The organism is Citrobacter sp. Cb004, from assembly GCF_030337065.1.
GTDB classification, from domain to species: Bacteria; Pseudomonadota; Gammaproteobacteria; order Enterobacterales; family Enterobacteriaceae; genus Citrobacter; species Citrobacter braakii.
This window is the reverse complement of sequence record NZ_JAOWCH010000061.1, coordinates 102,974-128,538: the sequence shown is the minus strand read 5'-3', so window position 1 is coordinate 128,538 and position 25,565 is coordinate 102,974. Positions and strand designations below refer to the sequence as shown.

The window sequence follows — 25,565 nt, the reverse complement described above, 5'->3', positions numbered from 1 at the left end:
AGGATAAGTATAGATGTCAGGGCGGGGGAGAAATGAAATGAGAGGATTCTGGTGAAAAACCTCCCTTCAGGCGAAGGGAGGGAGAGCTATCAGGAAACGTGCTGCAAGAATTCCTGTAAACGTTGGCTGGGCGGATTTTCAATCAGGGCCTGCGGATTACCGTCTTCGGCAATACGTCCTTTATCGATGAAAATCAGGCGTGAAGCCACTTTTTCGGCAAAGCCGATTTCGTGGGTCACAATCACCATGGTCATCCCTTCCTCCGCCAGATCCTGCATAACTTTCAGAACTTCGTGGCGCAGTTCCGGGTCCAGCGCTGAGGTTGGCTCATCAAACAGCATCATTTTCGGCTTCACCGCCAGCGCTCGGGCGATCGCTACACGCTGCTGTTGACCGCCAGACAGCTCAGAAGGGTAGTGATGCGCACGCTCGGCCAGACCTACTTTCGCCAGCAGCTCTTTAGCCAGTTTCTCGGCCTGTTCTTTATTCGCTCCGCGTACGCGCTGCGGTCCGAACATGACGTTTTCCAGCGCCGTCAGATGCGGGAACAGGTAGAACTGCTGAAACACCATCCCGGCTTCCTGGCGGATTAACCGCTCGTCTACCTTTGGATCGTTTACCTTCAGACCGTCGACGATCAGATCGCCAGAGGTTATCTCTTCCAGTTTGTTAATGCAGCGCAGCAGGGTTGATTTACCGGACCCGGATGGCCCGATAATTACCACCACTTCGCCCTGCTGAATGTTCAGGTCAATATTGTGCAGCACCTGGGTTGGGCCAAAGTGCTTAGAAACGTTTTTAAATTCAATCACAGGATTTTCATCCTTCTTTCCAGACGACGCAGAATGAAGCTCAGCACCAGCGTAATGATCAGATAGAACACCGCAACGGCGCTCCAGATTTCCAGTGCGCGGAAGTTACCGGCAATGATTTCCTGGCCCTGACGGGTCAGTTCAGCGACGCCAATGACAATAAACAGCGAGGTATCTTTAATGCTGATGATCCACTGGTTGCCCAGCGGTGGCAGCATACGACGCAGCGCGAGAGGTAAAATAACGTGGCGGATAGTCTCTGTACGTGAAAGCCCAAGCGCCAGTCCGGCTTCGCTGAATCCTTTATGGATTGAGAGCACCGCGCCGCGGGTGATTTCCGCAATATAGGCGCCGGAGTTGATCATGATGGTGACAACGGCGGCGCTAAAGGGATCAATGCGTAAATCGTTAAATGCCATTGGCAGGGCAAAGTAAATAAACATCACCTGCACAACGATTGGCGTACCGCGAATGACTTCGATAAACACCAGCGCTACGTGGTTGGCTATCCAACCGCCGAAAGTACGCGCAAACCCTGCTGCAAGCCCGATTATCAGACCGCCTGCCAGACCGAGGACCGAGATCCACAGGGTCATTTTGGCGCCTTCAATCAAAAGCGGGATGGCGGGCCAGATGGCACTCCAGTCAAACTGCATATTTCGTTCCTGTTACCGTGGTGAGAAAAGTAATGAGCCATAACGCGATGACTCAAAATTGCAGGCCCGGCGGCGCTGGCGCTACCGGGCGTTACAGAACGTTCTTGTTATTTAGGTTCGGTACCGAACCATTTTTTGTAGATTTCGTTGTATGTGCCGTTCTCTTTCAGCGTTTTCAGCGCGCCGTTCACTTTCTCACGCAGTTCATCGCTGCCTTTCGGGAAGGCGATACCGTACTGCTGGGCTTCCAGGGATTCGCCTACAGCTTTGAACTGACCGTTGCCAGCGGTTTTGATGAAGTAAAGAATGTTTGGCGTGTCGTGCAGTACGGCGTCTGCGCGGTTGGTGCCCAGTTCCATATATGCGTTATCGATATTCGGGAACTGACGCAGATCTTTGGTTTTGATGTTAGCTTTCGCGTAATCAACGGAACCCGTGCCGCTCTTCACAGCGACGACTTTACCATCCAGATCTTTCACGCTTTTCACGTCGTTATTATTCGCTTTGACCATCACTAACAGACCGCTTTTGTAGTAGCCGTCAGAGAAGTCGATCGCTTTCTTACGCTCATCAGTGATGGTGATACCCGCCAGCGCCAGGTCGATATTCTTGGTTTGCAGAGCCGGGATGATGCCGCTGAAATCCATTGGTTTCAGTTCATAATCCAGCTTCAGTTCTTTGGCCACTGCAGCCCACAGATCCACATCAAAACCAACGTATTTGTCACCCTGTTTGAATTCGAACGGTACAAATGCGGTGTCGGTTGCGACAACCAGTTTCTTATCTGCGGCATGGGAGGACACCGCAAAAGCCAGGGTAAGTGCAGCCAGTGAGACTTTTAATACAGACTTCATAGGATTTCCTTTTATATCCACGGGGCGATCCCCTGCGAGAACATATGGCTTAATGAAAAAATCGTGCCAGTTTTGCAACTCATTGTTTTAACAAGAGGGTGTCTCGTTTCTCTGCACAATAAGTAGGGCAAAGTGGGCAATCTGCACTGTTTTGGGGCACTCATTTGGTGCGTACCTGACACAGTACAAACGGTATGACTATTTAGCGTAAAAATTGTTGATAAAACAATCTTTCGTTAACGATTGTGTGAAGTGATTATTACAAATAATTTACTTTGGAGTGACGAACGATCAATGTCATGCACCATAGATGTGCAAAACCCCCGCCAGGGCGAGGGTTATATAGGTAATTCTTATGTCTGCTGTTATTCAATGTTGGCTTCGATAAACCACAGGAATTTGTCGAGGTCGCGTGAAGCGGCGGTGAAGATATCTGCTGTATCTTCGTCTTTTGCTTCGCTAATGGCTTTACGGACGCTGTTAGCGACGACGGCATAACGATCGGCCAGCTCTTTTAAGTGGTCCTGTACGCTATGGATATCCAGCGGATAGCTTTTCAGAGGCGTTTTGCTGTTAATAACCTGGGTGGTACCCAATGCCACACCGCCTAACTGTACGGCGCGCTCAGCCATGGTATCGAGGTGGTCGGTCAGGGCAGTACGGAAGCCATCGAGCATTTCATGCACAGCAATGAAGTTCGCGCCGCGCATGTTCCAGTGAGCCTGTTTGGTGATCAAAGACAGGTCGATGAACTGGATCACTTGCTGATTCAGCAGCTCTACAGTCGCTTTCTTTTCGCTATCTGTTACATCGTTGCGGGTATAAAGGAGGGCAGATGCTTTTGTTTTTACCAGTTTTGCGGTACTCATATTTTCATATCCTCTTGATAATTATGTCCCAGCTCTTCAACGGGAATAAGTATAGCGTGAATTTTGGATTTATTTTTCTGGTGTTACCTATCACTTTAATAGCGAAGAGAGGGGTGGATATGAAATAACTAATAAAATCATATGGATATAGTGGTTATTAATGGAGGTGTGTTATTTTTATGTTAATGTATAAATTTCAAGAAATATGCAGATGAGAAAATTATATTTATTAGAATAATTATCACGCAGATTTACAATTGGATATTCTGCATGATTATGCAAACCATGCAGAATATTAAGTGGTTAATTCACGTCAACTTGCTTAATTTGTGGTTCTTTGCGAATAGTGAGCGTCGAACCCATTGATGCGACAATAATGGCGCCCAGAGCGAGCGTCTGGACAAGCGTCAGCGTTTCACCGAGGAAGATCATTCCTGAAACCGCAGCCAGTGCGGGTTCCATACTCATCAGAGTACCAAAAGTGCGTGTTGGCAGCCGCGTCAACGCAATCATCTCCAGCGAGTAGGGAAGCGCAGTGGAGAGGACCGCAATGGCCAGGCCTAACGGTAGAATGGACCAGTGCCACAAGGCATCCCCAGCCTGGAGCGCACCGATGGGTACAAAAATCAGCGCCGCAATTAATGACCCTACCGCGACGGTCGCCGGACCATGTTCCGCGCCGGCACGCTGCCCGGTAAGAATATAGATTGCCCAGCAGGCGCCAGCGCCCAGCGCCAGTGCAGCGCCGGTTAAATCCACGTGAGAAACGTCCTGACCTAACGGCAGCAGGAACCAAAGTCCGAGTACAGCCAGTGCAACCCAAATGAAATCCACCGGACGTCGGGATGAAAACAGCGCTACCGCGAGCGGGCCGGTGAACTCCAGCGCTACGGCAATTCCCAGCGGGACGGTCTGGATTGACAGGTAGAAGAGATAGTTCATCCCGCCCAGAGACAGACCATAAAACAGCAGCGGCAGGCGTTGTTCTTTGGCGAATCGCAAACGCCAGGGTTTAAAGAAGGCAATAAGGATGAGGGTGCCCAGCGCAAGTCGCAATGCGGTAACGCCCGGCGCACCGACGAGTGGGAATAGCGATTTTGCCAGAGATGCTCCGCTTTGAATGGAGGACATAGCAATAAGCAAAACCAAAATAGGCAACCAGACTGGCGCTTTACGTGACGACCCCGGCATCCTTTCTCCTGTCAAATGATAATTACACGCCTTCATCTGCGTGACGTTGCAAATTTGCTACGACACGGATGACGTGATGTATAGAAAAGTAAAACAGCGAGTGTAATGGAAATACGCACCGCTGGTTGAATATTCGTTGAAAAAAAAATTGCTCAGTTCCGTACAATGGCATGAAAGTGATGGATTAATAATCTGTGTGATTAGGAATATTCTGGATGAATGTGCCATATTGTGCGCGCAATAATGGCATTTTAGGTTAGAAAAGTGATGTTAATTGAAAGAGATAGCGGGTTTCTGAAACGTTCTGTTACATGAAAGACCCCGTTAGACATCGCGAATCACAAAGAGTTTCCCATCAATTTTTGGTATATTTAAAACTTAGGATTTACTTGAAGCACATTTGAGGTGGTTATGAAAAAAATTGCATGTCTTTCAGCACTGGCCGCTGTTCTGGCTTTCTCCGCAGGTACTGCTGTAGCTGCGACTTCTACCGTTACCGGTGGTTACGCTCAGAGCGATGCTCAGGGCGCAGCGAACAAAATGAACGGTTTTAACCTGAAGTATCGCTACGAGCAGGACAGCAACCCGCTGGGTGTTATCGGTTCCTTCACTTACACTGAAAAAGATCGTACCGATGCGTCTGGCGACTACAACAAAACCCAGTACTACGGCATCACTGCTGGCCCGGCTTACCGTCTGAACGACTGGGCAAGCATCTACGGTGTAGTGGGTGTTGGCTACGGTAAATTCCAGAACGCAGCATCCCCGGCTGATAACCACACCACCAGTGACTACGGTTTCTCTTACGGTGCTGGTCTGCAGTTCAACCCGATCGAAAACGTTGCTCTGGACTTCTCCTACGAGCAGAGCCGTATTCGTAGCGTTGACGTTGGCACCTGGATTGCTGGCGTGGGTTACCGCTTCTAATCACTTCGGTGATACAAAAAATCCGCCTCTCGGGGCGGATTTTTTTTGTGCGCAATTCAGAGATTAACGAGATTTGGTCTCAAAGATGTCGGTACCCAGATGGTTGTAGTCCACCTTCTGCAATTTGAAGTTGGTGATGTACACCGGGCCAGCCTTTTTCTCTGAAATAAAGCGATAGCTGTTGGTGATTTCCTTCGCGCTTATCCCCGTCCACTGCGAGAAAAAGCTGAGGAAATCATTGGCGGAGCGACGGGCTTTAATCACCCGGTGCGCTTTATCATCGCTCGACAGCACCATAAATGGTACCTGGAAATTCTGCTGGAACTGATCGTCATGCGCCAGGTACTGCACCTCTTTCCCCCGCTCTTTAAACGCGAGGCCATGATCGGAGAAATAGACCATCGAGAAGCTGTTACCGCTGTTACGTAACTGATCGTAAAGCTGGCGCAGCAGGTCATCCGTCTGCGTCATGGTGTACAGATAGCAAGATGTCTCTTTTGACTGGACGAAAGTCTCGTATTTACCCTGTGTACGGTCGCAGGCCTGCGGATGCGAGCCCATTAAATGCAGCACGATAAGCTGTGGCTGAGTGCGCTCGGTTGCCAGCACCTGGGCGGTCATCTTCAACAGCGCTTCGTCACGGGTATTTTTATCCGCTTCGAAATCACCGCTTTTGAGGAACTGAACTTCATCAGCTCGCTTCGCAATGCTGGCGATGGCCGTATCGTATTCACCAATCTGTCCCTGATTGGAGAACCACCACGTCTGGAATCCCGCGCGGTTGGCCAGAGTGACAAAGTTATCCTGGAACTGGGGTTTATTGTCGACCACCCGATTTAGCGTAAGGCCGAGTGATTTTTGTGTCGAACCGCTTGCCGCGATGTAATCCGCGAAGATGTAGCCGTTAACGGAACTGGCAAACGGGGTGTTATCCCAGTGACCGCCAAAAGCGCCTAACGCATCGCGGCGGGCGCTTTCGCCGATGACCACCACGTAGGTATGATACTTCGGCTTCACGGCGGTTACCGTCCAGCTGTCTTTCACGCTCGCCAGCTTCGCCATACGCTCTTGTTCGTCGAGCACTTCGTTGTTATTAACGATAACGTCCTTGGCAAAGCGGAAAACCGGATAGCCGGTGTCTTTCAGCTTGAACACGCCGCCCCAGGCCAGGTTTTGCACCGGGGTTACAAAGAACGCGACTATGCTGAACAGCAAACAAATGCTGTCGAACTTATTCCAGCTACGCTGCGGCACCTCTTTTTTACGGCGTACGGCGATAACCCCGAGGGCGAAAATAAACACCCCAACCAGATAACTGTACCAGGGGAAGATAGTCAGAATTTCAGTAGACTCTTCCATATTGGTTGAGTGCAGCGCCAGCAAGGTATTGAAGTTCGGCGAACCGTAAGCCTGGCCAAACGGGAAGTACATTGCCGCTATCAGCGAGCAAATGCCAATCAGCACTTTCTGCGCACGCGGCGCGCTGCGCCACAGCAGCATCAATATACAGGTGAAAGCAACGCTATAGAGCAGGCTAAGCGGATAGCCCAGCGCAAGGTTGATCAGCAGAGACTGTAAGAAATAGAGGCCAGTCCACGGACTAATCGCCCGGCTACGAGCAATGATTGAATCTTTGAGGGTTAAATTCATATGCCACTGTTACAAAAACGCCATGTGCTTACCCTGGCGCTAAGGGTCATTGCCTGCCTGAGAGAGCGAGAAGGGGGATAGGGTCCGCATCCGCGAGCCGCAATATATGCAGGGCTGCGAAAAGATAGAGTGTGTGCAAGAGAAGGTCAACTACTACTAAGAAATTGTTTTGCGAGGGGCGTGGCAAAACTGACAAAAAGAAGGGTTATTGGCACGAAAACGATCACCGTATCCGAGTTACGGCAGGAAAATGAAGCGGCGTGCCGCGACGCCGCATTATTTATCTGCAGGTTTATCCTGCTCTGGTTTGCTGTTAATCATGTCGCACAGCATAGAGATCAGCATTAACCGTACTTTAAAGGGAGAGTGGCTAAACACGCGTATACACCTCTTAAATTCATTCATATAAACCTCCTGACTTCACGATCCCATCAGTCCTTGAGGGATGTCTTTATTATATACAGATATAGCACAGGCTATATTATATAGCTATTGCTAAAACGTTAATTTTTTGTGCCCACGCAACTCTGGTTTACAATGAGCGTTCTCTAATCAGATGCCGTTAACGCGTCACAGTAACGAGGAAGCAGAATGAGTCGTCGCGCAGGTATGCCAACAACAAAAAAAGTGACGCAATTGGTGAATGTCGAAGAACACGTTGAAGGATTTCGTCAGGTCCGGGAGGCACATCGCCGTGAGCTGATTGATGACTACGTAGAGCTGATTTCCGATCTCATTATTGAGGTGGGTGAAGCACGCCAGGTAGATATGGCCGCACGGCTTGGGGTTTCCCAGCCGACGGTTGCTAAAATGCTTAAGCGTCTTGCTTCAGTTGGGTTGATTGAAATGATCCCCTGGCGGGGCGTGTTTTTAACCGCAGAAGGTGAGCGACTGGCTCAGGAGAGTCGGGAGCGTCACCAGATTGTGGAGAATTTCCTGCTGATGTTAGGTATCAGCCCGGAAATTGCCCGTCGCGACGCGGAGGGAATGGAGCATCACGTCAGTAAGGAAACGCTGGAGGCTTTTAGCCGGTTTACGCAACAGCAAGGCACAGGCTCTGAATGAGTTTTCCTTTACTACGCGCCTTACAGCGCGATCGCTTTTTTCAGCTGTTAATCATCGTCGGGGTTGTACTGAGCCTGTTCGTGCCATTTACGCCACGGTCGTGGCCGGGGGCGATAGACTGGCACACGATTATTACGCTTAGCGGCCTGATGTTACTGACCAAAGGCGTGGAGCTAAGCGGTTACTTCGATGTGTTAGGGCGCAAGATGACCCGGCGCTTTAACACCGAACGTCAATTGGCGATATTTATGGTGCTGGCGGCGGCCCTGCTGTCGACGTTTCTGACCAACGATGTTGCGCTGTTTATTGTTGTTCCGCTGACGATCACCCTGAAAAAATTGTGCGCCATTCCTGTAAATCGCCTGATTATCTTTGAGGCGCTGGCGGTAAACGCCGGATCGTTGCTCACGCCAATAGGTAATCCGCAAAACATTCTGATGTGGGGACGCTCCGGCTTATCGTTTACCGCGTTTACCTGGCAGATGGCGCCGCTTGCGGGGACCATGATGCTGACATTGGTGGCGCTGTGCTGGTTCAGTTTCCCGCATAAAGCATTGCATTTTCATACCGGTACGCGCGCGCCTGACTGGCAACCGCGCCTGGTGTGGAGCTGTCTGGGGCTGTATATCATTTTCCTGGCGGCACTGGAGTTAAAACAAGAGCTGTGGGGCCTGGCGATCGTCGCGGCAGGATTCATGGTGCTGGCTCGCCGCGTGATCCTCAGCGTGGATTGGACGCTGCTGTTGGTGTTTATGGCGATGTTCATTGATGTGCACTTGCTGACGCAACTCCCGGCCTTGCAGGAGATTACCCACCAGATTGGCACGCTTTCAGCGCCGGGGCTTTGGTTGACGGCCATTGGCCTGTCGCAGTTTATCAGTAATGTTCCCAGCACGATTTTGCTGCTGAACTACGTCCCGCCAACGCTGCTGCTGGCCTGGGCGGTCAATGTGGGCGGTTTTGGGTTGTTGCCGGGATCGCTGGCGAATCTTATTGCTTTACGGATGGCAAACGATCGACGGATCTGGTGGCGTTTTCATTGGTATTCGGTGCCGATGCTGATATGGGCGGCGCTGGTAGGGTATGGTTTATTGCAGGTGATGTGAGGATTGTGCCCGATGGGGCTGGCGCTTATCGGGCCTACAGGTTAAGTAGGCCCGATAAGGCGAAAGGGCAGTTTTGATGCTTAGTTCAGACGAACCGGCATACCTGAACGGTTCTGTACCGCCTGCTCAACGACGGCCTGATCGACGTCAGACTGACCGGTGATGCTGGTAATGCTCTTGTTCAGCGTAATCGGTACGATTTCCCCGCCTTCGAACTGTGCTTCAGTGGTAGACAGTGGGTTGTGTACCTCGATGTAACGGCTGCCGTCTGGTTCAGTCGTGGCTTTTACCGGCTCATCGATAAACTGTACGCGGGTGCCGACCGGCACATTTTCAAACAGGAATTTGATGTCGTCGTTACGCAGACGCACGCAACCGTGGCTGACGCGTAAGCCGACGCCGAAATTAGCATTGGTGCCGTGGATGGCGTACAGGCGACCGATATACAGCGCGTACAGGCCCATCGGGTTATCCGGACCTGCCGGAACAACAGCTGGCAGCGGTTCGCCCGCAGCGCGGTATTCCGCATGCATTTTTGCCGTTGGCGTCCAGGTTGGGCCCGCTTTTTTACGTTCTACTTTGGTGGTCCAGTTGATTGGCGTGTCTTTGCCCAACTGACCAATACCGATCGGCAGAACAATAACGGTGTTGGTGCCTTTCGGGTAGTAGTACAGACGCATTTCAGCGCTGTTAATAACAATACCTTCATGCACGGTATCCGGCAGGATCAATTGCTGAGGTATGTTCAGGACGGTGCCGCCCTTCGGCAGGAAGGTATCCACGCCTGGGTTGGCTTCCAGCATATTAGACAGACCCATCTGATACTCCGCCGCAAAATACTCCAGCGGTTGGGTGTTGCCTTCAGGAATAGTGATGACCTGGTTTTGGCCGATCAAACGGCTGCCATCGGTAGGCAGCGGGTACGTGACGGCAGAAGCGGTGTTACAAAAACCAACTATTGCGAGTGCCGCCGCGAAAAGCGTTGTTAATTTCATATTCATGTTCATGTATGCGAGATTCAGTGCCAGGCAGGCTAGTGGGTTGAGATTTATGTAGTGTTGGGCACGCATTATATGTGCAATCTGAGCAACAAGGAATTCGGATGTGTACTAAATCACATTTTTTTCCTTTTGCTTTCACTTTATCCCTTCAGCATCAAGGCGCGATCTTATTGCAGACTTATGGCATAATAAGCGGTTCGTCACATATTTCTTTCTCTTTCAGGATACGCCAGTGTTAGTTTCCAGCAACGTCACCATGCAGTTCGGCAGTAAGCCGCTGTTTGAAAATATTTCCGTCAAATTTGGCGGCGGCAACCGTTACGGCCTGATTGGCGCGAACGGTAGCGGTAAATCCACTTTTATGAAAATTCTCGGCGGCGACCTCGAACCGACGCTGGGCAACGTTTCCCTCGATCCGAACGAGCGCATTGGTAAGCTGCGTCAGGATCAGTTCGCCTTTGAAGAGTTCACCGTGCTTGACACCGTGATCATGGGTCACGGTGAACTGTGGGAAGTAAAGCAGGAGCGCGATCGCATTTACGCCCTGGCCGAAATGAGCGAAGAAGACGGCTATAAAGTTGCTGACCTTGAAGTTCAGTATGGCGAAATGGACGGCTACTCTGCGGAAGCGCGTGCGGGTGAACTGCTGCTGGGCGTAGGTATTCCGGTAGAACAGCATTACGGTCCGATGAGCGAAGTCGCCCCCGGCTGGAAGCTGCGTGTGCTTCTGGCACAGGCGCTGTTCTCTAACCCGGACATTCTGCTGCTCGACGAACCAACGAACAACCTGGATATCGACACCATCCGCTGGCTGGAACAGACGCTGAACGAGCGTGACAGCACCATGATCATCATTTCGCACGACCGTCACTTCCTGAACATGGTCTGTACGCACATGGCGGATCTGGACTACGGCGAACTGCGTGTTTATCCGGGTAACTACGACGAATATATGACGGCGGCAACCCAGGCGCGTGAACGTCTGCTGGCCGATAACGCCAAGAAGAAAGCGCAGATTGCCGATCTGCAATCCTTCGTCAGCCGCTTCAGCGCCAACGCATCTAAATCTCGTCAGGCGACTTCTCGTGCGCGTCAGATTGATAAGATCAAGCTTGACGAAGTGAAGGCGTCCAGCCGTCAGAACCCGTTCATCCGCTTCGAACAGGATAAGAAACTGTTCCGAAACGCGCTTGAAGTGGAAGCGCTGACGAAAGGTTTTGATGAAGGTCCGTTGTTTAAAAACTTTAACCTGCTGCTGGAAGTCGGTGAGAAAATTGCCATTCTGGGTGCCAACGGCGTGGGTAAATCAACCATGCTGAAAACGCTGGTCGGCGAATTACAGCCGGATAACGGTACTGTGAAATGGTCTGAAAACGCCCAGGTTGGTTACTACGCGCAGGATCACGAGTACGAATTCGAAAACGATCTGACGGTCTTCGAGTGGATGAGTCAGTGGAAACAGGAAGGCGATGATGAGCAGGTAGTACGTAGCTTCCTTGGTCGCTTGCTGTTCAGCCAGGACGATATCAAGAAACCTGCTAAAGTGCTGTCCGGTGGTGAAAAAGGACGCATGCTGTTCGGTAAGCTGATGATGCAGAAACCGAATATTCTGGTAATGGATGAACCGACCAACCACCTGGATATGGAATCTATCGAGTCGCTGAATATGGCGCTGGAAATGTACCAGGGCACGCTGATCTTCGTTTCTCACGACCGTGAGTTCGTCAGTTCGTTGGCAACCCGCGTGATTGAAATTACGCCGGAACGCGTAATCGACTTCACCGGTAACTACGAAGATTACCTGCGTAGTAAAGGTATTGAATAAGTCTCTCCCCGCACTTTTCTGAAAAAAAGCTCTGCTTATTAATCTTAGCCACAATTGTGGCTAAGATACTTTCCATAACTACCTACACAGGGAAAGGAAATAAGTCAGATGGAACCGCTTTCTTTAACCAATCTTAAATTAAACTTACTAAGTTTAAACAACAGCAACGAGCATCCTTTCATTTTACGTGAAGATGGCGATGATATTGTTGCATCCTGGAATATCGTAGATGCTGAGTGGATAGATTACTTCAGTCAATACGGATTGCAAAAACAATATGAGTTAAGACTGTTCTTCGATGAAAGTAAAAAGCAGATTAGCTATCGGGAAAAAACTACCGATGTGGAGTGGGATGCAGATTTGGGTGGGTTCAGATTGAGCAAATCTGTACAAATCGGGCAACGTCTTGAGTTTTCTGCTGGGGGATCCTTGGGTAAAAAAGAAGATGGTAGCTTTGGTAAAATTGATGGCTATAAATTTGCATCAACGGAAATTACCGACCCTGTTTTTGATATGGTTCGTGATGCTGGATGGCAGGTTCGTGGTGTGTTAGCAGACAAGAAAAAAAGGAAATTTGTTATTGCGGGAGCGGTGATTGCCGCACTAATTATTTTTATTGGTATTGGCACTTTCCTTTTTTCCACGATGGGTGATTTGAAGGATGCTGCGCGAACAGAGATAGATTTGCTCCGCGATGGACAATATGTACAGGCTTATCAGGCAAGCTCTTCTTTTCTGCAAAGAAAAATGAACAGCGAGGATTTTAAGCTTGTAACCGAGTTTGTTCATTTTGATGATATTAGCGAATACAGTTTCGATAGTTTCAATGTAGTAAATGATGTTGGTTCTTTGTCTGGAAACGTAGAGTTTAAAAACGGAGAGTCTGGCGAGATTAACGTTACAATGCTCAAAGAAAATGATAAATGGAAACTGGCAGCAGTATCAATAGAATAAAAAAGTATCCGGTTTTTGTCATGTAGTGAAGAAAACCGGACTGTTTTAAAGGCGTTGGAAGGGGACGGATTATTCCATCCCCAGCGCACGCTTGCCATGGATATTCAAATCATCCAGCGTGAAGCGTCCTTCCCAGTTAGTTTCATAATCCTCGCGTGGGAAATCACCCGGCGATACGCCTTTTTCCAGCGCGGCCTTCACTTTATGGGCGTAGGCCAGATTCTTTTCGCACATCGGTGCGGCAGGGATGTACATCACGTTGCCCCAACCCTGCTGATTTTCTACCGGCGCGACGGAGTGGATCACATCGCAATGCCACCAGACGGAGTCTCCGGCGTCCAGTTGCGGAATGCTGGTTAACGCTTCAATCAGCAGCGGATGCCATTGCGCAGAAATCGGCAGAACTCTGCCGGGCGCTACGCCGCAAAGTTCATCTTCCGGCACATCGTCAAGCAATGGACGTAACAGTACCCAGGCCATCGCTTCAGGGATAGGGACCACGTGCAACAACCCCTGACCTGGCAGCATATCAGAGAGAGCAGTCCAGCCCTGGAAGGTACGGAATACTGAACATTTGGTGGTGTTATCCACCGTGTACTCTTCTACTTCAGTGCGATGCGCGGCCTGCCACGGATCGTAGTCTTCCAGCTTACCATTGAAAACATTAGCAAAGACCTGCTGATATGCCGGCAGAAGCCAGCGTTCCAGCGCACCGGAATCCGTATGCGCGCCCAGCCCTTTGGACGTCGTTCCCGGTGGACGACGGCGTATGCGGTCGGGGTAGATAACGCTGACATCCGGGTTAAACCATTGCTTACCTTCGCCTGCAAATGTCCAAAGACGGTTGAGAAATGACTGCGCATTTGCCATTTCTTCACTCTGACGGGCCTGCATCTGCGCCTGGGACCAGTAGATGGGGTAGATTTCAGGCCGCGATGCGCTCAGGGTACCAAAGAAATTATCACCCGGTCCTTGGTAAACGTCGTCAAAATGGTTGCGGTCCAGATAGTCCAGCATTGACCTATCCCAATCGAGGGCTTGTTCGCGAGAGAAATGGCCTTTAATGACCGCGCATCCGCGACGCTTAATTTCTTCACGCTGCTCAGCGCTCACGCGACCTGCCTTGATATCCGCATAGGACAACACAGGCCATACCGGAGAGCCTTGCGCTTTGAGGGCGTTGATTTCCGCCACGCGATTAGCAATGGCCTCGCTCAACTGATTGAAAATCGACTGAACATCTCCAAGCTGTTCACGCAATTGCTTTTTCATCTGCCGGATTGCCGCTTTGTGATCGGTGGGCAACGTGTCGCTGGTAAAAGTAAAAGCCATATCCACCTCGCATTAACTTTCATTCGAAACTCATTTAACTTACAGGTGATAATATAAGTTAAAATTTAGTTAACGCAAGTTTGAAATTTGATGGTGTGAGAAACATGAAAAAGCGTGGAAACCGGGGCAAGGGGATACCCCGGTTGGGCAGGATTAGCAATTAAAAGGGGAAGTGTTATCCAGCACCGCCTGAATCACGTTCAGCGCGCCCTGATGGTTATTGTCGTCGGTCTGATAGCGGGCAATCGATTTGATACTCTCTGCCGCGTTGGCCATGGCGAAAGAGTAGCGCGCCATTTTCAGCATTTCTGCGTCGTTGCCGCTATCGCCAATGGCGACCACATTTTGCGGGGACAGGTTCCAGCGCTTTAGCAGACGGCTGATTCCGTTGGCTTTATGCAAACCTGGAATGATCAGGTCGATAAACCCAAAGCCGCTGGTGACAGGCTTCATTATACCGTCAAGGGCAGAATGAAGGTGATCGATCACTAATGGGATTTGTTGGTCCGGTAAATTCAGCGAGAACTTGAACAGCACATCATCGATGTCCTGATAATCCTTCACGGGTTTCAGGCGATGGTAGTGTTTTGACATCAATGCGACAAAGGACTCGGGGGCATTTTCGCTAACGTAGGCGCTTTGCAGGCCGCAAGCCACAAAGTTGAGATGCGTATCTTTGAGCAGTTCGCCAATGACAATGCGGGATTCGTGGCGGGTCAGCTCACCGTGAAACAGCTGTTTGCCATGTTCAAAGACTAACGCCCCGTTCTCGGCAACAAAAGAGATCTCATTTTTGAGTTCCGGGAAAAAGGAGATCAGTTGGTAATACTGATTGCCGCTGGCCACGACAAATTCAATATCCCGTTTTTTTAGTTCCTGATACTGCGCCATAAAACGTGCAAGATCGTATTTTTTGGCGTCGTCGAGAAAAGTTCCGTCCATATCGGTGACGATAACTTTGATGGTCATACTTGCTCCTGGCTCATAACTGCGACCAGAAACATTTTAATAACAATGTGAGCTAAAGCACAAATTTATTTCATTCGAAAGAAGAATACCCGGCAAGCGAAATGCCGCCGGGTAAGGGGGATTACAGCATATGTTCAGTACGTGCGATGATATCGTCCTGCGCATCTGGAGACAGCGCGGTGAAGAAGGCCGAATAACCTGCTACACGGACCACCAGGTCACGATACTGATCCGGGTGCTTTTTGGCTTCCAGCAGCGTTTCACGGGAGACAATGTTGTACTGAATATGCCAGCCTTTGTGCTCTTCAAAGAAGGTACGCAGCAGGATCATCAGCTTTTGCTTATCGGATTCATTCTCCAGCGTGGCCGGGTTCAGCTTCTGGTTTAACAACACGCCGCCGAGGATTGAACCGGTCGGCAGTTTACCCACCGAGCCAATTACCGCTGTTGGGCCGAGATGGTCCGTTCCGGAAGCCGGGCTTGCGCCTTCTGCCAGCGGAGTGTGCGCCTTACGACCATCCGGTGTGGCCATCGTTGCCGCGCCAAACGGTACGTTTGCGGAGATCGATGAGGTACCCGCGTAGTAATTGCCGCCAACCGGGCCACGTCCGTAACGCGGATTATGATACTGTTTTAACTCATTGATATAGGTCTGATAAGCGCGAGCCAGCAGCGTATCAACGCTATCGTCATCGTTGCCGTATTTCGGTGCGCCGTTGATCAGCCGCTGGCGTAATTGTTCGTGGGTCAGACCGTCAAAATCGTCGGCCAGCGCGGCGGCCAGCTGTTGCTGACCGATAGCGCCTTGTTCAAAGACCAGTTTCTTCACCGCAGCCAGGCTGTTGCCGAGGTTGGCAATACCCACCTGCAAACCCGATACCCAGTCGTATTTCGCACCGCCTTGTTTAATGCTTTTCGCGCGTTCAATACAGTCATCTACCAGCGCAGAGCACAGAATATCGTGTACGTTCTCTTCCAGCATGGTGTCGACAACATACTCAATTTCGATAGATTTACGCGTGTAGTAGCGAATCTGCGCATCCCAGGCGTCCATCACTTCGTCGAAATTGTTGAAGTTACCAGCCGAGAGCGCTTTTTCCTGTGGCAGAAATACTTTACCGCTGGTGGCATCGCGACCACCTTCCAGCGCTGCCAGCATCACGCGGGCAAAGTTAATAAAGCTCATACCGGTACAGCGGTAGCCCCATTTGCCGCCAACGGCGGTTTCGATGCAACCAATGGCCGCATAGTCATAGGCGTCCTGCGGTTCAATGCCAAGCTTAATGAATTCAGGTATGACGATTTCGTCGTTATTAAAGGCAGGCATCCCGAAGCCGCAGCGGATCACCTGTACACAGGCATCCAGGAAATCATTACTCATCCCTGCATGATAACGCACGCTCAGGTTTGGCTGAGTAGAACGCAGGCGACCGCAGGATTCCAGAATAGCGTAGGAGAGCGGATTGACGGCATCCATTGCCTGACCGTTGACCAGGTTTTGGCCACCAATGGTCACGTTCTGATACAGCGGGCTACCCGCCGAGGCTTTCGAATGGGAGCCGGAGCGGATTTTGTTCACTTCCAGCAGTTTCAGCCAGCAGCTGTGCAGCAGCTCAATGGCGTGCTCACGATCGAGGCTTTGGTTCAGTTCTACGTCACGACGGTAGAACGGATAGAGGTACTGATCCATGCGACCAAACGACACCGAGTGACCATTTGATTCAATTTGCAGGATCAACTGGATGAAATAGCACAACTGCAGCGCCTGCCAGAACGTTTTTGGCGGCTCATGGGCGATCACATCGCAGTTGTCCGCCATGGTCAACAGTTCATCACGACGACTGGCGCGAGTTTCCATGGCCGCCATTTTACGTGCCAGCGCGGCAAAGCGCTCAATGTGCAGACTGACGGCCTCCAGCACGATATCAATCGCTTTCAGAAACTGATCGCCATGAAGGTCTTCCAGACATGTCAGATTGATGCGGGAACGACGTTCATCAACTTTGTGGCGCAGGCCGTCGAGACCTTTTTCCAGCAGCAGCGGGAAGTTTACCGCCAGGTGTGCGTCACCGGAGGTCATGTTACCTTCGGCTTTGATAATGCCGGTTTCCAGCAGCCCTTTCTGCTCGTCAGTAAACATTCCGTAGCAGCGATCCTGCACGGTCTGACCACGCCACCATGGACACACCTCGTGCAATACGCGTTTGTTCTCTTCGCTTACCGCAAAGCCCGCGCCCGGCCTGTCGGCGAGGTCATCGATCTCTTTTTCAATCCACGACACGGTGTATTCCGGGAAGATTGGCGCGGCACGCACTTCGCTTGCCTGGTTACCAATGATCAGTTCGTCATGCTTGATCCAGATGGTGCGTTCCGCCAGATGATGGGCCAGCGCCAGTGCGCGGCGAACCGGAATAGGTTTATCCAGATGCTGTTGGTACATCTCGGTATAGTGCTGGGCGCGCTCGGTACAAACCGGCGGCTTCACGATGTGAATCAGGGCCGTTTTATGCGCTTTGATACGGTCGCTGAGTGTGTCCAGTTTCAGAGTGGTCATGGCGATTATCCTCGTAGGGTCGCGGTTAAACCTTTCAGGCTGGCGTACTGCTGGGCAAATTCGAGCAGCGCAGGCGCATCAAGCGGTTTATCCGGTGCGTTGTAGGGTTGACTGAGTAAGTGGTATTTGTTGATGCCCAACGTGTGGTAGGGCAAAAAATGGATCTCATCGACGTGAAGCTCGTCGGCAGCAAAATCGGTAATGGCCTGAATAGCGGCTTCGTCAGCGTTGAACCCCTGAATCAGGGGGACGCGGATAACCATTTTTTTACCGGCGGCGGCCAGTTTTTTCAGATTTTCCAGTACGCGAGAGGCGCTGCCATCGGTCCACTGTTTAAACGGCGCGTCGGCGACATGTTTTAAATCGGCCAGGAACAGGTCGACGTCAGGTAATGACGGTTCAATATACTTCCACGGGACATGCAGACAGGTTTCAACCGCTGTATGAATACCTGCATCGTGGCTGGCTTTGAGCAGCGCTGCCGCCAGTTCTGGCTGCATAAAGGGTTCACCGCCAGACAGGGTGAGGCCCCCGCCGCTGCGATCGTAAAACGGTTTATCACGCACTACGGTCGCCATGATGTCGTCCACGCTTTTTTCCTCTCCGCAGACGGTCAGCGCCTGGGTTGGACAGCAGTGGGTCAGCGCCGTGAGCGCATCATCGGTCAGTTTTTCGCGATGAATCAGCAATCCACTCAGCGCGCGTTCAATCACCTTCGGTGCGGCCTGAGCACAGAGATCGCAACCGTCGAGGCACAAACGCGCGTCATAGAGCAGATCCTGCGTGCGGGCGCGGCTTTCCGGATTCTGGCACCACCGACAGCCCAGAGAGCATCCTTTAAGGAACACCACGGTACGGATACCGGGACCATCATGTGTGGAATAGCGCTGGATATTGAAAATCATAAGCGGCCTCTCATCTTTCGTATAAAGATTAAATTACTTTCGAATGAAAGTTATATTGACGTACGTCAACTAACCGTGAGGTTTCGCCGTGCTACCTTTTATTCATGCTAATTATTCGTTTGAGGAAAGGTTATGGAACTCTATTTAGATACGTCTGACGTTGACGCGGTAAAAGCTCTGGCGCGGGTTTTTCCGCTGGCAGGGGTGACCACTAACCCAAGCATTGTGGCGGCAGGTAAGCAGACGCTGGACGTGTTACTGCCGCAACTGCAGGAAGCGATGGGAGGGCAAGGACGCCTGTTTGCTCAGGTAATGGCGACCACCGCCGAAGGCATGGTCAGTGATGCGCGTAAGCTGCGGGCAATCATTGCGGATATCGTGGTCAAAGTGCCGGTCACGGCAGAAGGTCTGACGGCCATTAAATTGCTGAAAGAAGAAGGGATCCCGACGTTGGGTACCGCGGTATACGGCGCTGCTCAAGGGCTATTAGCTGCGCTTGCGGGGGCCGAATACGTTGCGCCATACGTTAACCGTGTGGATGCGCAGGGGGGGGACGGCATTCAGACGGTGACCGATCTGCAGACCTTACTGAAAATGCATGCCCCGCACGCTAAAGTACTGGCCGCCAGTTTTAAAACGCCGCGTCAGGCGCTGGATTGCCTGCTGGCAGGCTGCGAGTCCATCACGCTGCCGCTGGATGTCGCTCAGCAGATGATTAGCTCTCCGGCCGTTGATGCTGCCGTAGCGAAGTTCGAGCACGACTGGCAGAGCGCATTTGGACGCACTTCTCTGTAAGTCTGTTTTGCCGGATGGCGGCTGACACCTTATCCGGCCTACACAATGCGCTGTTGTAGGCCTGATAAGAGGCATTAGCATCGCCCTCTGGCAATAGTGCGGTGCCGACGATTTCTCTGCTAACTCCCGCAGACCTCACAGGTGGGATTGCGCATCAGCTTCATTTCGCGAAACTGGCAGGTCATGGCGTCGTACATGACGATTTTTCCGGACGCCGGTTTACCGTAGTTAGCCAGCAGCTTAATGGCTTCCATTGCCTGTAACGAGCCGATCACTCCAATCAGCGGGGCCATCACTCCGGCCTCTACGCAGGTCAGGGCGTTTTCACCGAACAGACGGCTCAGGCAACGGTAGCAGGGCTCTCCTTCCTGGTAGGTAAATACGGTAATTTGTCCTTCCATGCGAATTGCCGCACCGGAAACCAGCGGAATCCTGGCGGCGAAGCATCCGGCATTCAACTGATTGCGGATGCTGACATTATCCGTACAGTCCAGCACCAAATCGTGTTCGGTAATAAGCGTGTGAATCTCGCTCTCGTCCAGCAGCGCATTCACCGGCGTAATGGCGATATAAGGGTTAATCCGCGCCAGTGCGTCGCGGGCGGATAGCACTTTTGGCTGTCCAACGGTCGCATCGCTGTGCAGCGTCTGGCGCTGGAGGTTCGACACGGAGACTGTGTCAAAGTCGAGCAAGGTTAAATGCCCGACGCCAGCGCCTGCAAGGTACTGAGTTGCTGCGCATCCCAGTCCCCCCACACCAACGACCAGTACCCGCGCCTCCTTGAGCGCTTCCTGACCTTCGAAATCGAAGCCGCGCAGAATGATTTGCCGGTTATAGCGCATCATCTCCTGGTCGCTGAGTTCTGCCATTACAGGCCTCCAAACAGTGCGTTAAACGGCTCGACCTCAACCCATTCGCCGGCTTCGACGTTACCGCGATCGCGCTCCAGCACGATAAAACAGTTACCCTGGCTAAAAGAGCTAAAAATATGCGAGCCCTGGTGCCCGGTCGTGGTGACTTCCAGTTCGCCTTCAGCGGTACGCTGCAATACGCCGCGCTGAAAATCCAGACGGCCCGGTGTTTTCTTCAGGCGTGAGGCGGTGCGCACGCGCTGGCGAGGCGGTAGTCCACAGGCGGTGTTGCCGCTGAGTTTCGCCAGGAGCGGTTGTACCAGTTGATAAAAGGTGAGGGCCGCAGACACTGGATTACCCGGCAGACCGCAAAACCAGCTGTTGCTCAGTTTGCCAAACGCGAACGGTTTGCCCGGTTTGATGGCCAGCTTCCAGAAGGCAATTTCTCCCAGCTCTTCCAGAATAGTTTTAGTGTAATCCGCTTCGCCTACTGAAACGCCGCCGGAACTGATGACGACATCGGCCTGGCTGTCGGCTTCGATAAACGCGGCACGCAGCGCGTTGGGATCGTCGCGAATAATCCCCAGGTTGATCACTTCGCAGCCCAACTGTTGCAGCATCAGGTGAACGGTCAGACGGTTAGTGTCATAAATCTGCCCGTCTCCCAGCGGCTGACCTGGTAACTGCAGTTCATCACCGGTAGAGAACAGCGCCACGCGGACTTTGCGTACAACGGGAGCATCGGCAACACCGAGCGAAGCCAGAACGGGAAGCTCGCCGGTTGTCAGCCGAGTCCCGGCGGGAAACACCACCGCGCCGTTTGCAATATCTTCACCGCGCAGACGAATATTTTGCCCGCGGCGGACTTCGGCGGTAAAACGCACCCCGTCGTCAGTTTGTTCCGTTTGCTCCTGCATCACCACCGCTTCACAACCAGCTGGCACCGGGGCGCCGGTCATAATTCGGATGCAGGTTCCCGCAGGCCACTCGCCATGGAAAGGCTGACCGGCAAAGGCTTTACCCGCCACCGCAAGCGGCTGATCAGATTGTAAATCGGCTAATCGTACCGCATAGCCATCCATTGCTGAGTTATCGAATCCCGGTACATCAATGGGGGAGACAACGTCGGTGGCCAGAATACGGCCAAAGCATTGAACCAGCGGCAGCGTTTCGACGGCGGTGAGCGGGGTAATACGCGAAAGCATCTGAGAGAGAGCCGTTTCAAGCGGCATCAGTCCGGCGGTAAATTCCATGAGAAGACTCCTGCGGGGCAAAATCGAATCTGCTCATTATGTCAGAAAATGGACGCGGGCAGTATGCTACCTCAGGCTTAGAATCAGATCTGGTAAAGGTTTTGTGTCAGGGATAGCGCAGCAAGAAGAATGCAGTATAGACTCAATATTTCCGCTCTTTTTTCCCTGGGGGCGAAATGGCTAATATTATTCCAGACGCAATTCGACGACAGGTGGAGGCCGCCAGTGCGTGCATCCGCCAGATTTTCGCGGGGAATCTCATTGCCCTTCATTTGTATGGCTCTGCGGTTGAAGGCGGCTTAAAACCCCAAAGCGACATTGATTTATTGGTCACCCTGCGTGAACCAATAAATGCCCGACAAAGAAAAAAACTGATGCAGGATTTGCTGACCATTTCAGCGCCTCCCGGCACCTCCGGGCCATATCGTGCGCTGGAAGTGACCGTGGTTCTGCACTCGCAGATCGTGCCGTGGCGATTCCCACCGGCGAGAGAAATGCAGTTTGGCGAATGGTTGCGTGATGATATTCGTGCTGGCGTGTTTGAACCGGCAATGGTGGATGCTGATCTTTCTATTCTGCTAACCCAGGCCCGGCGCGCCAGCGTACCGCTGTTCGGTGAACCGGCTGAGACGTTATTTAACGTCATTCCGTTTAGCGATGTATTGCAAACATTTCGGCATATCCTTGAGATGTGGCAGAAACCGGCTGATTTAGAGGGGGACGAGCGTAATATCATCCTTGCTCTGGCACGTATCTGGTATAGCGTGGTTACGGGTAATATTGTCGCTAAAGATGAGGCCGCATCCTGGCTTCTGCCGCAATTACCCGCTGAGCATGCTGATTTGCTGCAAGCAGCGCGTGCGGAATATCTGGGGTTAACCAAACATAACTGGGCAGCGTGTATGCCGTCTGTAGAACGCTTTGTGTTTTATGCAAAAAAACAGATTACCGATCGGCTTGAATAATTTAGCAACAACGTCGAGAGATCACCTTTCCGTTAAACACATCTGAATGACCTGATGAGACGGGGTGTGAGGTGCGGGCCTTTACCTTTACATGACGTCTGCATCTTTCTATATTCAAAAATCGAATCAATAAGTCACCGAAATTCTGATATTTATAACCCCCCGGTACCCGCCACCTAATGGACGAATAAAATGGGTAAAGCAGTCATTGCAATTCACGGCGGCGCAGGGGCTATCACCCGCGCGTTACTGAGCCAGGAGCAAGAATTGCGTTATATACAAGCGCTGTCGGATATCGTTGAAACCGGCCAACGGATGCTTGAAGACGGTCGTAGCGCACTGGATGTGGTCACCGAAGCCGTGCGTTTGTTGGAAGAGTGTCCGTTGTTTAATGCCGGAATTGGCGCGGTGTATACCCGTGATGAAACCCATGAACTGGACGCCTGTGTGATGGACGGTAATACGCTAAACGCGGGAGCCGTCGCCGGGGTTAGCCATCTGCGCAACCCGATTCTCGCGGCACGCCTGGTGATGGAACACAGCCCCCACGTCATGATGATAGGTGAAGGGGCTGAAAACTTTGCCATTGCGCAGGGGTTGGAGCGCGTTTCGGCGGATATTTTCTCGACGCCAGAACGCTACGCTCAACTGCTGGCAGCGCAATCGGCGGGTGAAACGGTGCTGGATCATAGCGCGACCCCGCTGGATGAAAACAACAAAATGGGTACTGTGGGTGCGGTCGCGCTGGATATGTTTGGCAATCTGGCGGCGGCAACATCGACCGGCGGGATGACCAACAAATTACCGGGGCGGGTAGGTGACAGTCCGCTGGTCGGCGCAGGCTGTTATGCCAATAACGCAAGTGTGGCCGTTTCCTGCACCGGAACCGGTGAAGTCTTTATTCGTGCGCTGGCGGCGTATGACATTGCGGCGTTGATGGACTATGGCGGCCTGAGTTTATCGGAGGCGTGCGAACGCGTAGTAATGGAAAAATTACCGGCGCTCGGCGGCAGCGGCGGTTTAATTGCCATCGATCACGAGGGCAACGTCGCCTTGCCGTTTAACAGCGAAGGCATGTACCGAGCCTGGGGATATGCAGGCGATACGCCAACCACCGGTATTTATCAGGAAAAAGGAGATACCGTTGCCACACAGTGATGAGCTTGACGCCAGCGACGTGCTGGCAGTCAGCAACCTGAACATTGCCTTTGAACAGGAGCAACAGCGCATCAGTGCGGTGCGTAATCTGTCATTTCGCCTGAAGCGTGGTGAAACGCTGGCGATAGTGGGTGAATCCGGTTCAGGAAAGTCGGTAACAGCCTTGTCGCTAATGCGTTTGATTGAACAGTCAGGCGGTGAGGTGAGCTGCGATGAAATGCTCCTTCGACGCCGTAACCGACAGGTTATTGAGCTGGGTGAACAGAGCGCGTCGCGGATGCGTCACGTGCGTGGCGCGGATATCGCCATGATCTTCCAGGAGCCCATGACATCGCTTAATCCGGTATTTACCGTGGGTGAGCAGATTGCTGAGTCAATCCGTTTGCATCAGGGGGCCAGCCACGAAGAGGCGATGGTGGAAGCGAAACGGATGCTCGACCAGGTGCGTATTCCTGAGGCGAAGGCTATTTTATCGCGCTATCCGCACCAGCTTTCTGGCGGCATGCGCCAGCGGGTAATGATCGCCATGGCGCTATCGTGTCGCCCTGCGGTTTTAATTGCCGATGAACCGACTACCGCGCTGGATGTCACTATTCAGGCACAGATCCTGCAACTGATAAAAGTGTTGCAGCAGGATATGTCGATGGGAGTGATCTTTATTACCCACGATATGGGCGTCGTAGCGGATATTGCCGATCGCGTGCTGGTGATGTATCAGGGCGAGGCGGTAGAAACCGGCAGCGTTGAGCAGATTTTTCACGCTCCCCAGCATCCTTACACCAAAGCGCTGCTGGCAGCCGTGCCGCAGCTTGGGGCGATGACCGGACAAGCGTACCCGCGCCGGTTTCCTCTCATTTCGTTACACGATCCCAGTCATGTAGAACCACAGACTGAACAGGATACAGTGGTTGAAGGCGAGCCTATTTTGCAGGTACGTAATCTGGTGACGCGTTTTCCGCTGCGCAGCGGCATTCTTAATCGGGTGACCCGCGAGGTGCATGCGGTGGAAAACGTCAGCTTTGACCTGTGGCCCGGCGAGACGCTCTCGCTGGTGGGGGAGTCAGGCTGCGGGAAATCCACCACCGGTCGGGCGCTGCTACGTCTGGTAGAGTCTCAGCGCGGGGAGATTGTTTTCAACGGACAGCGTATCGATACCCTGGCCGCCAGTAAGCTACAGCCGCTGCGTCGGGATATTCAATTTATCTTCCAGGACCCCTATGCTTCGCTCGATCCGCGTCAGACCGTGGGATATTCCATTTTAGAACCGCTGCGGGTGCATGGGCTACTGCAAGGCGATGCGGCGGCAAAACGGGTTGCATGGTTGCTGGAACGCGTAGGATTGCTCCCTGAGCATGCCTGGCGCTATCCGCACGAGTTTTCCGGTGGTCAGCGTCAGCGTATCTGTATTGCCCGGGCGCTGGCGCTCAATCCCAAGGTGATTATTGCCGATGAGTCAGTCTCGGCGCTGGATGTCTCAATTCGCGGGCAAATTATCAACCTGTTGCTCGACCTCCAACGAGAAATGGGGATTGCGTACCTGTTTATTTCCCACGATATGGCGGTGGTGGAGCGGATCAGTCATCGGGTGGCGGTGATGTACCTTGGGCAAATCGTCGAGATCGGCACCCGACGCGCGGTGTTTGAAAATCCGCAGCATCCGTACACCCGCAAACTGATGGCGGCAGTCCCGGTCGCCGATCCCTCACATCACCGGCCCCAGCGCGTGCTGCTGTCGGATGATATCCCCAGTAATATCCGCAAACGCGGTGAAGAGATTTCCCCCGTTTCACTCCAGCAAGTTGGCCCGGGGCATTATGTTGCGCGACCGCAACCAGAAAATGCGCTTTCGCGTTTATAACAGGCAGGCAGGGTT

Annotated in this window: 23 protein-coding genes; 9 read left to right on the top strand and 14 right to left on the bottom strand. The window is 52.2% G+C overall.

The genetic code is table 11. From position 1 onward, the window contains the following. Positions 1–89: 89 nt before the first annotated feature. From glnQ to rhtA, 5 genes are all read right to left on the bottom strand, one after another. Positions 90–812, bottom strand: coding sequence for a glutamine ABC transporter ATP-binding protein GlnQ (gene glnQ, locus OGV65_RS14265; RefSeq protein WP_003035246.1), 723 nt, complete (start codon positions 810–812; stop codon positions 90–92). After that, complete coding sequence (gene glnP, locus OGV65_RS14260; RefSeq protein WP_003035248.1) at positions 809–1,468, bottom strand: glutamine ABC transporter permease GlnP; 660 nt, start codon at positions 1,466–1,468, stop codon at positions 809–811. Before glnP ends, glnQ begins: the two co-directional genes overlap by 4 nt. A gap of 107 nt (positions 1,469–1,575) precedes the next feature. Beyond that, positions 1,576–2,322, bottom strand: coding sequence for a glutamine ABC transporter substrate-binding protein GlnH (gene glnH, locus OGV65_RS14255; RefSeq protein ID WP_016152370.1), 747 nt, complete (start codon positions 2,320–2,322; stop codon positions 1,576–1,578). 365 nt (positions 2,323–2,687) lie between these two features. Beyond that, positions 2,688–3,191: a DNA starvation/stationary phase protection protein Dps gene (gene dps, locus OGV65_RS14250; protein WP_006685362.1), complete on the bottom strand. Its 504-nt coding sequence runs from the start codon at positions 3,189–3,191 to the stop codon at positions 2,688–2,690. Between the two features lie 303 nt (positions 3,192–3,494). Then, positions 3,495–4,382, bottom strand: a complete 888-nt coding sequence (gene rhtA / locus OGV65_RS14245; RefSeq protein WP_016156069.1) for a threonine/homoserine exporter RhtA — start codon at positions 4,380–4,382, stop codon at positions 3,495–3,497. 411 nt (positions 4,383–4,793) lie between these two features. On the opposite strand from rhtA, the gene ompX reads away from it, so the two are divergent. After that, the gene (ompX, locus tag OGV65_RS14240) at positions 4,794–5,309 is read left to right on the top strand and encodes an outer membrane protein OmpX (protein WP_016152372.1); all 516 of its coding nucleotides are present in this window, start codon (positions 4,794–4,796) and stop codon (positions 5,307–5,309) included. 63 nt (positions 5,310–5,372) lie between these two features. Here the strand turns inward: ompX and OGV65_RS14235 are convergent, their stop codons facing one another. Both OGV65_RS14235 and mntS read right to left on the bottom strand, forming a co-directional pair. Beyond that, positions 5,373–6,959, bottom strand: a complete 1,587-nt coding sequence (locus tag OGV65_RS14235; protein WP_286455094.1) for a phosphoethanolamine transferase — start codon at positions 6,957–6,959, stop codon at positions 5,373–5,375. 276 nt (positions 6,960–7,235) lie between these two features. Further along, positions 7,236–7,364 carry a manganase accumulation protein MntS gene (gene mntS / locus OGV65_RS14230; RefSeq protein ID WP_016152374.1) on the bottom strand — a complete coding sequence of 43 codons (129 nt, stop codon included), beginning with the start codon at positions 7,362–7,364 and terminating at the stop codon, positions 7,236–7,238. Positions 7,365–7,550: 186 nt separating this feature from the next. On the opposite strand from mntS, the gene mntR reads away from it, so the two are divergent. Then, complete coding sequence (gene mntR, locus OGV65_RS14225; RefSeq protein WP_003831586.1) at positions 7,551–8,024, top strand: manganese-binding transcriptional regulator MntR; 474 nt, start codon at positions 7,551–7,553, stop codon at positions 8,022–8,024. Then, positions 8,021–9,130 carry an anion transporter gene (locus tag OGV65_RS14220; protein ID WP_286455093.1) on the top strand — a complete coding sequence of 370 codons (1,110 nt, stop codon included), beginning with the start codon at positions 8,021–8,023 and terminating at the stop codon, positions 9,128–9,130. Before mntR ends, OGV65_RS14220 begins: the two co-directional genes overlap by 4 nt. Positions 9,131–9,210: 80 nt before the next feature. Here OGV65_RS14220 and ldtB read toward each other — a convergent pair whose 3' ends face one another. Further along, positions 9,211–10,131 carry a L,D-transpeptidase gene (ldtB, locus tag OGV65_RS14215; RefSeq protein WP_003035268.1) on the bottom strand — a complete coding sequence of 307 codons (921 nt, stop codon included), beginning with the start codon at positions 10,129–10,131 and terminating at the stop codon, positions 9,211–9,213. A gap of 232 nt (positions 10,132–10,363) precedes the next feature. Between ldtB and OGV65_RS14210 the strand changes: the two genes are divergently transcribed. Then, on the top strand, positions 10,364–11,956 hold the full coding sequence (locus OGV65_RS14210) for an ABC-F family ATPase (protein WP_049043037.1): 1,593 nt from the start codon (positions 10,364–10,366) through the stop codon (positions 11,954–11,956). A gap of 108 nt (positions 11,957–12,064) precedes the next feature. Beyond that, positions 12,065–12,910 carry a hypothetical protein gene (locus OGV65_RS14205; RefSeq protein WP_286455091.1) on the top strand — a complete coding sequence of 282 codons (846 nt, stop codon included), beginning with the start codon at positions 12,065–12,067 and terminating at the stop codon, positions 12,908–12,910. Between the two features lie 69 nt (positions 12,911–12,979). Here OGV65_RS14205 and OGV65_RS14200 read toward each other — a convergent pair whose 3' ends face one another. The 4 genes from OGV65_RS14200 to OGV65_RS14185 all read right to left on the bottom strand — a co-directional run bounded on the left by OGV65_RS14200 (position 12,980) and on the right by OGV65_RS14185 (position 18,670). Beyond that, positions 12,980–14,242: a DUF1479 domain-containing protein gene (locus OGV65_RS14200; protein WP_286455090.1), complete on the bottom strand. Its 1,263-nt coding sequence runs from the start codon at positions 14,240–14,242 to the stop codon at positions 12,980–12,982. 153 nt (positions 14,243–14,395) lie between these two features. Continuing rightward, a complete protein-coding gene (locus OGV65_RS14195) occupies positions 14,396–15,211 on the bottom strand; it encodes a Cof-type HAD-IIB family hydrolase (RefSeq protein ID WP_286455089.1) in 816 nt (271 codons plus the stop codon). Positions 15,212–15,332: 121 nt separating this feature from the next. Then, positions 15,333–17,765 (bottom strand): glycyl radical protein, encoded by a 2,433-nt coding sequence (locus tag OGV65_RS14190; RefSeq protein ID WP_286455088.1) that lies wholly within the window; start codon positions 17,763–17,765, stop codon positions 15,333–15,335. Positions 17,766–17,770: 5 nt separating this feature from the next. Next, entirely contained in the window at positions 17,771–18,670 is a 900-nt protein-coding gene (locus OGV65_RS14185; protein WP_016152383.1) for a glycyl-radical enzyme activating protein, read from the bottom strand. Between the two features lie 132 nt (positions 18,671–18,802). Here OGV65_RS14185 and fsa point away from each other — a divergent pair, with 132 nt between their 5' ends. Continuing rightward, on the top strand, positions 18,803–19,465 hold the full coding sequence (gene fsa / locus OGV65_RS14180; RefSeq protein WP_019076360.1) for a fructose-6-phosphate aldolase: 663 nt from the start codon (positions 18,803–18,805) through the stop codon (positions 19,463–19,465). Between the two features lie 119 nt (positions 19,466–19,584). On the opposite strand, the gene moeB is transcribed toward fsa, so the two are convergent. After that, entirely contained in the window at positions 19,585–20,334 is a 750-nt protein-coding gene (gene moeB, locus OGV65_RS14175; RefSeq protein WP_016152385.1) for a molybdopterin-synthase adenylyltransferase MoeB, read from the bottom strand. After that, positions 20,334–21,569, bottom strand: a complete 1,236-nt coding sequence (gene moeA, locus OGV65_RS14170; RefSeq protein ID WP_115190784.1) for a molybdopterin molybdotransferase MoeA — start codon at positions 21,567–21,569, stop codon at positions 20,334–20,336. Before moeA ends, moeB begins: the two co-directional genes overlap by 1 nt. 176 nt (positions 21,570–21,745) lie before the next feature. On the opposite strand from moeA, the gene OGV65_RS14165 reads away from it, so the two are divergent. The 3 genes from OGV65_RS14165 to gsiA all read left to right on the top strand — a co-directional run bounded on the left by OGV65_RS14165 (position 21,746) and on the right by gsiA (position 25,550). Further along, entirely contained in the window at positions 21,746–22,534 is a 789-nt protein-coding gene (locus OGV65_RS14165; RefSeq protein ID WP_016152387.1) for an aminoglycoside nucleotidyltransferase ANT9, read from the top strand. Positions 22,535–22,726: 192 nt separating this feature from the next. Then, complete coding sequence (gene iaaA, locus OGV65_RS14160; RefSeq protein ID WP_286455087.1) at positions 22,727–23,692, top strand: beta-aspartyl-peptidase; 966 nt, start codon at positions 22,727–22,729, stop codon at positions 23,690–23,692. Next, positions 23,679–25,550, top strand: a complete 1,872-nt coding sequence (gene gsiA, locus OGV65_RS14155) for a glutathione ABC transporter ATP-binding protein GsiA (RefSeq protein WP_019076365.1) — start codon at positions 23,679–23,681, stop codon at positions 25,548–25,550. The genes iaaA and gsiA overlap by 14 nt, the downstream gene beginning before the upstream one ends. Positions 25,551–25,565 lie beyond the last annotated feature (15 nt).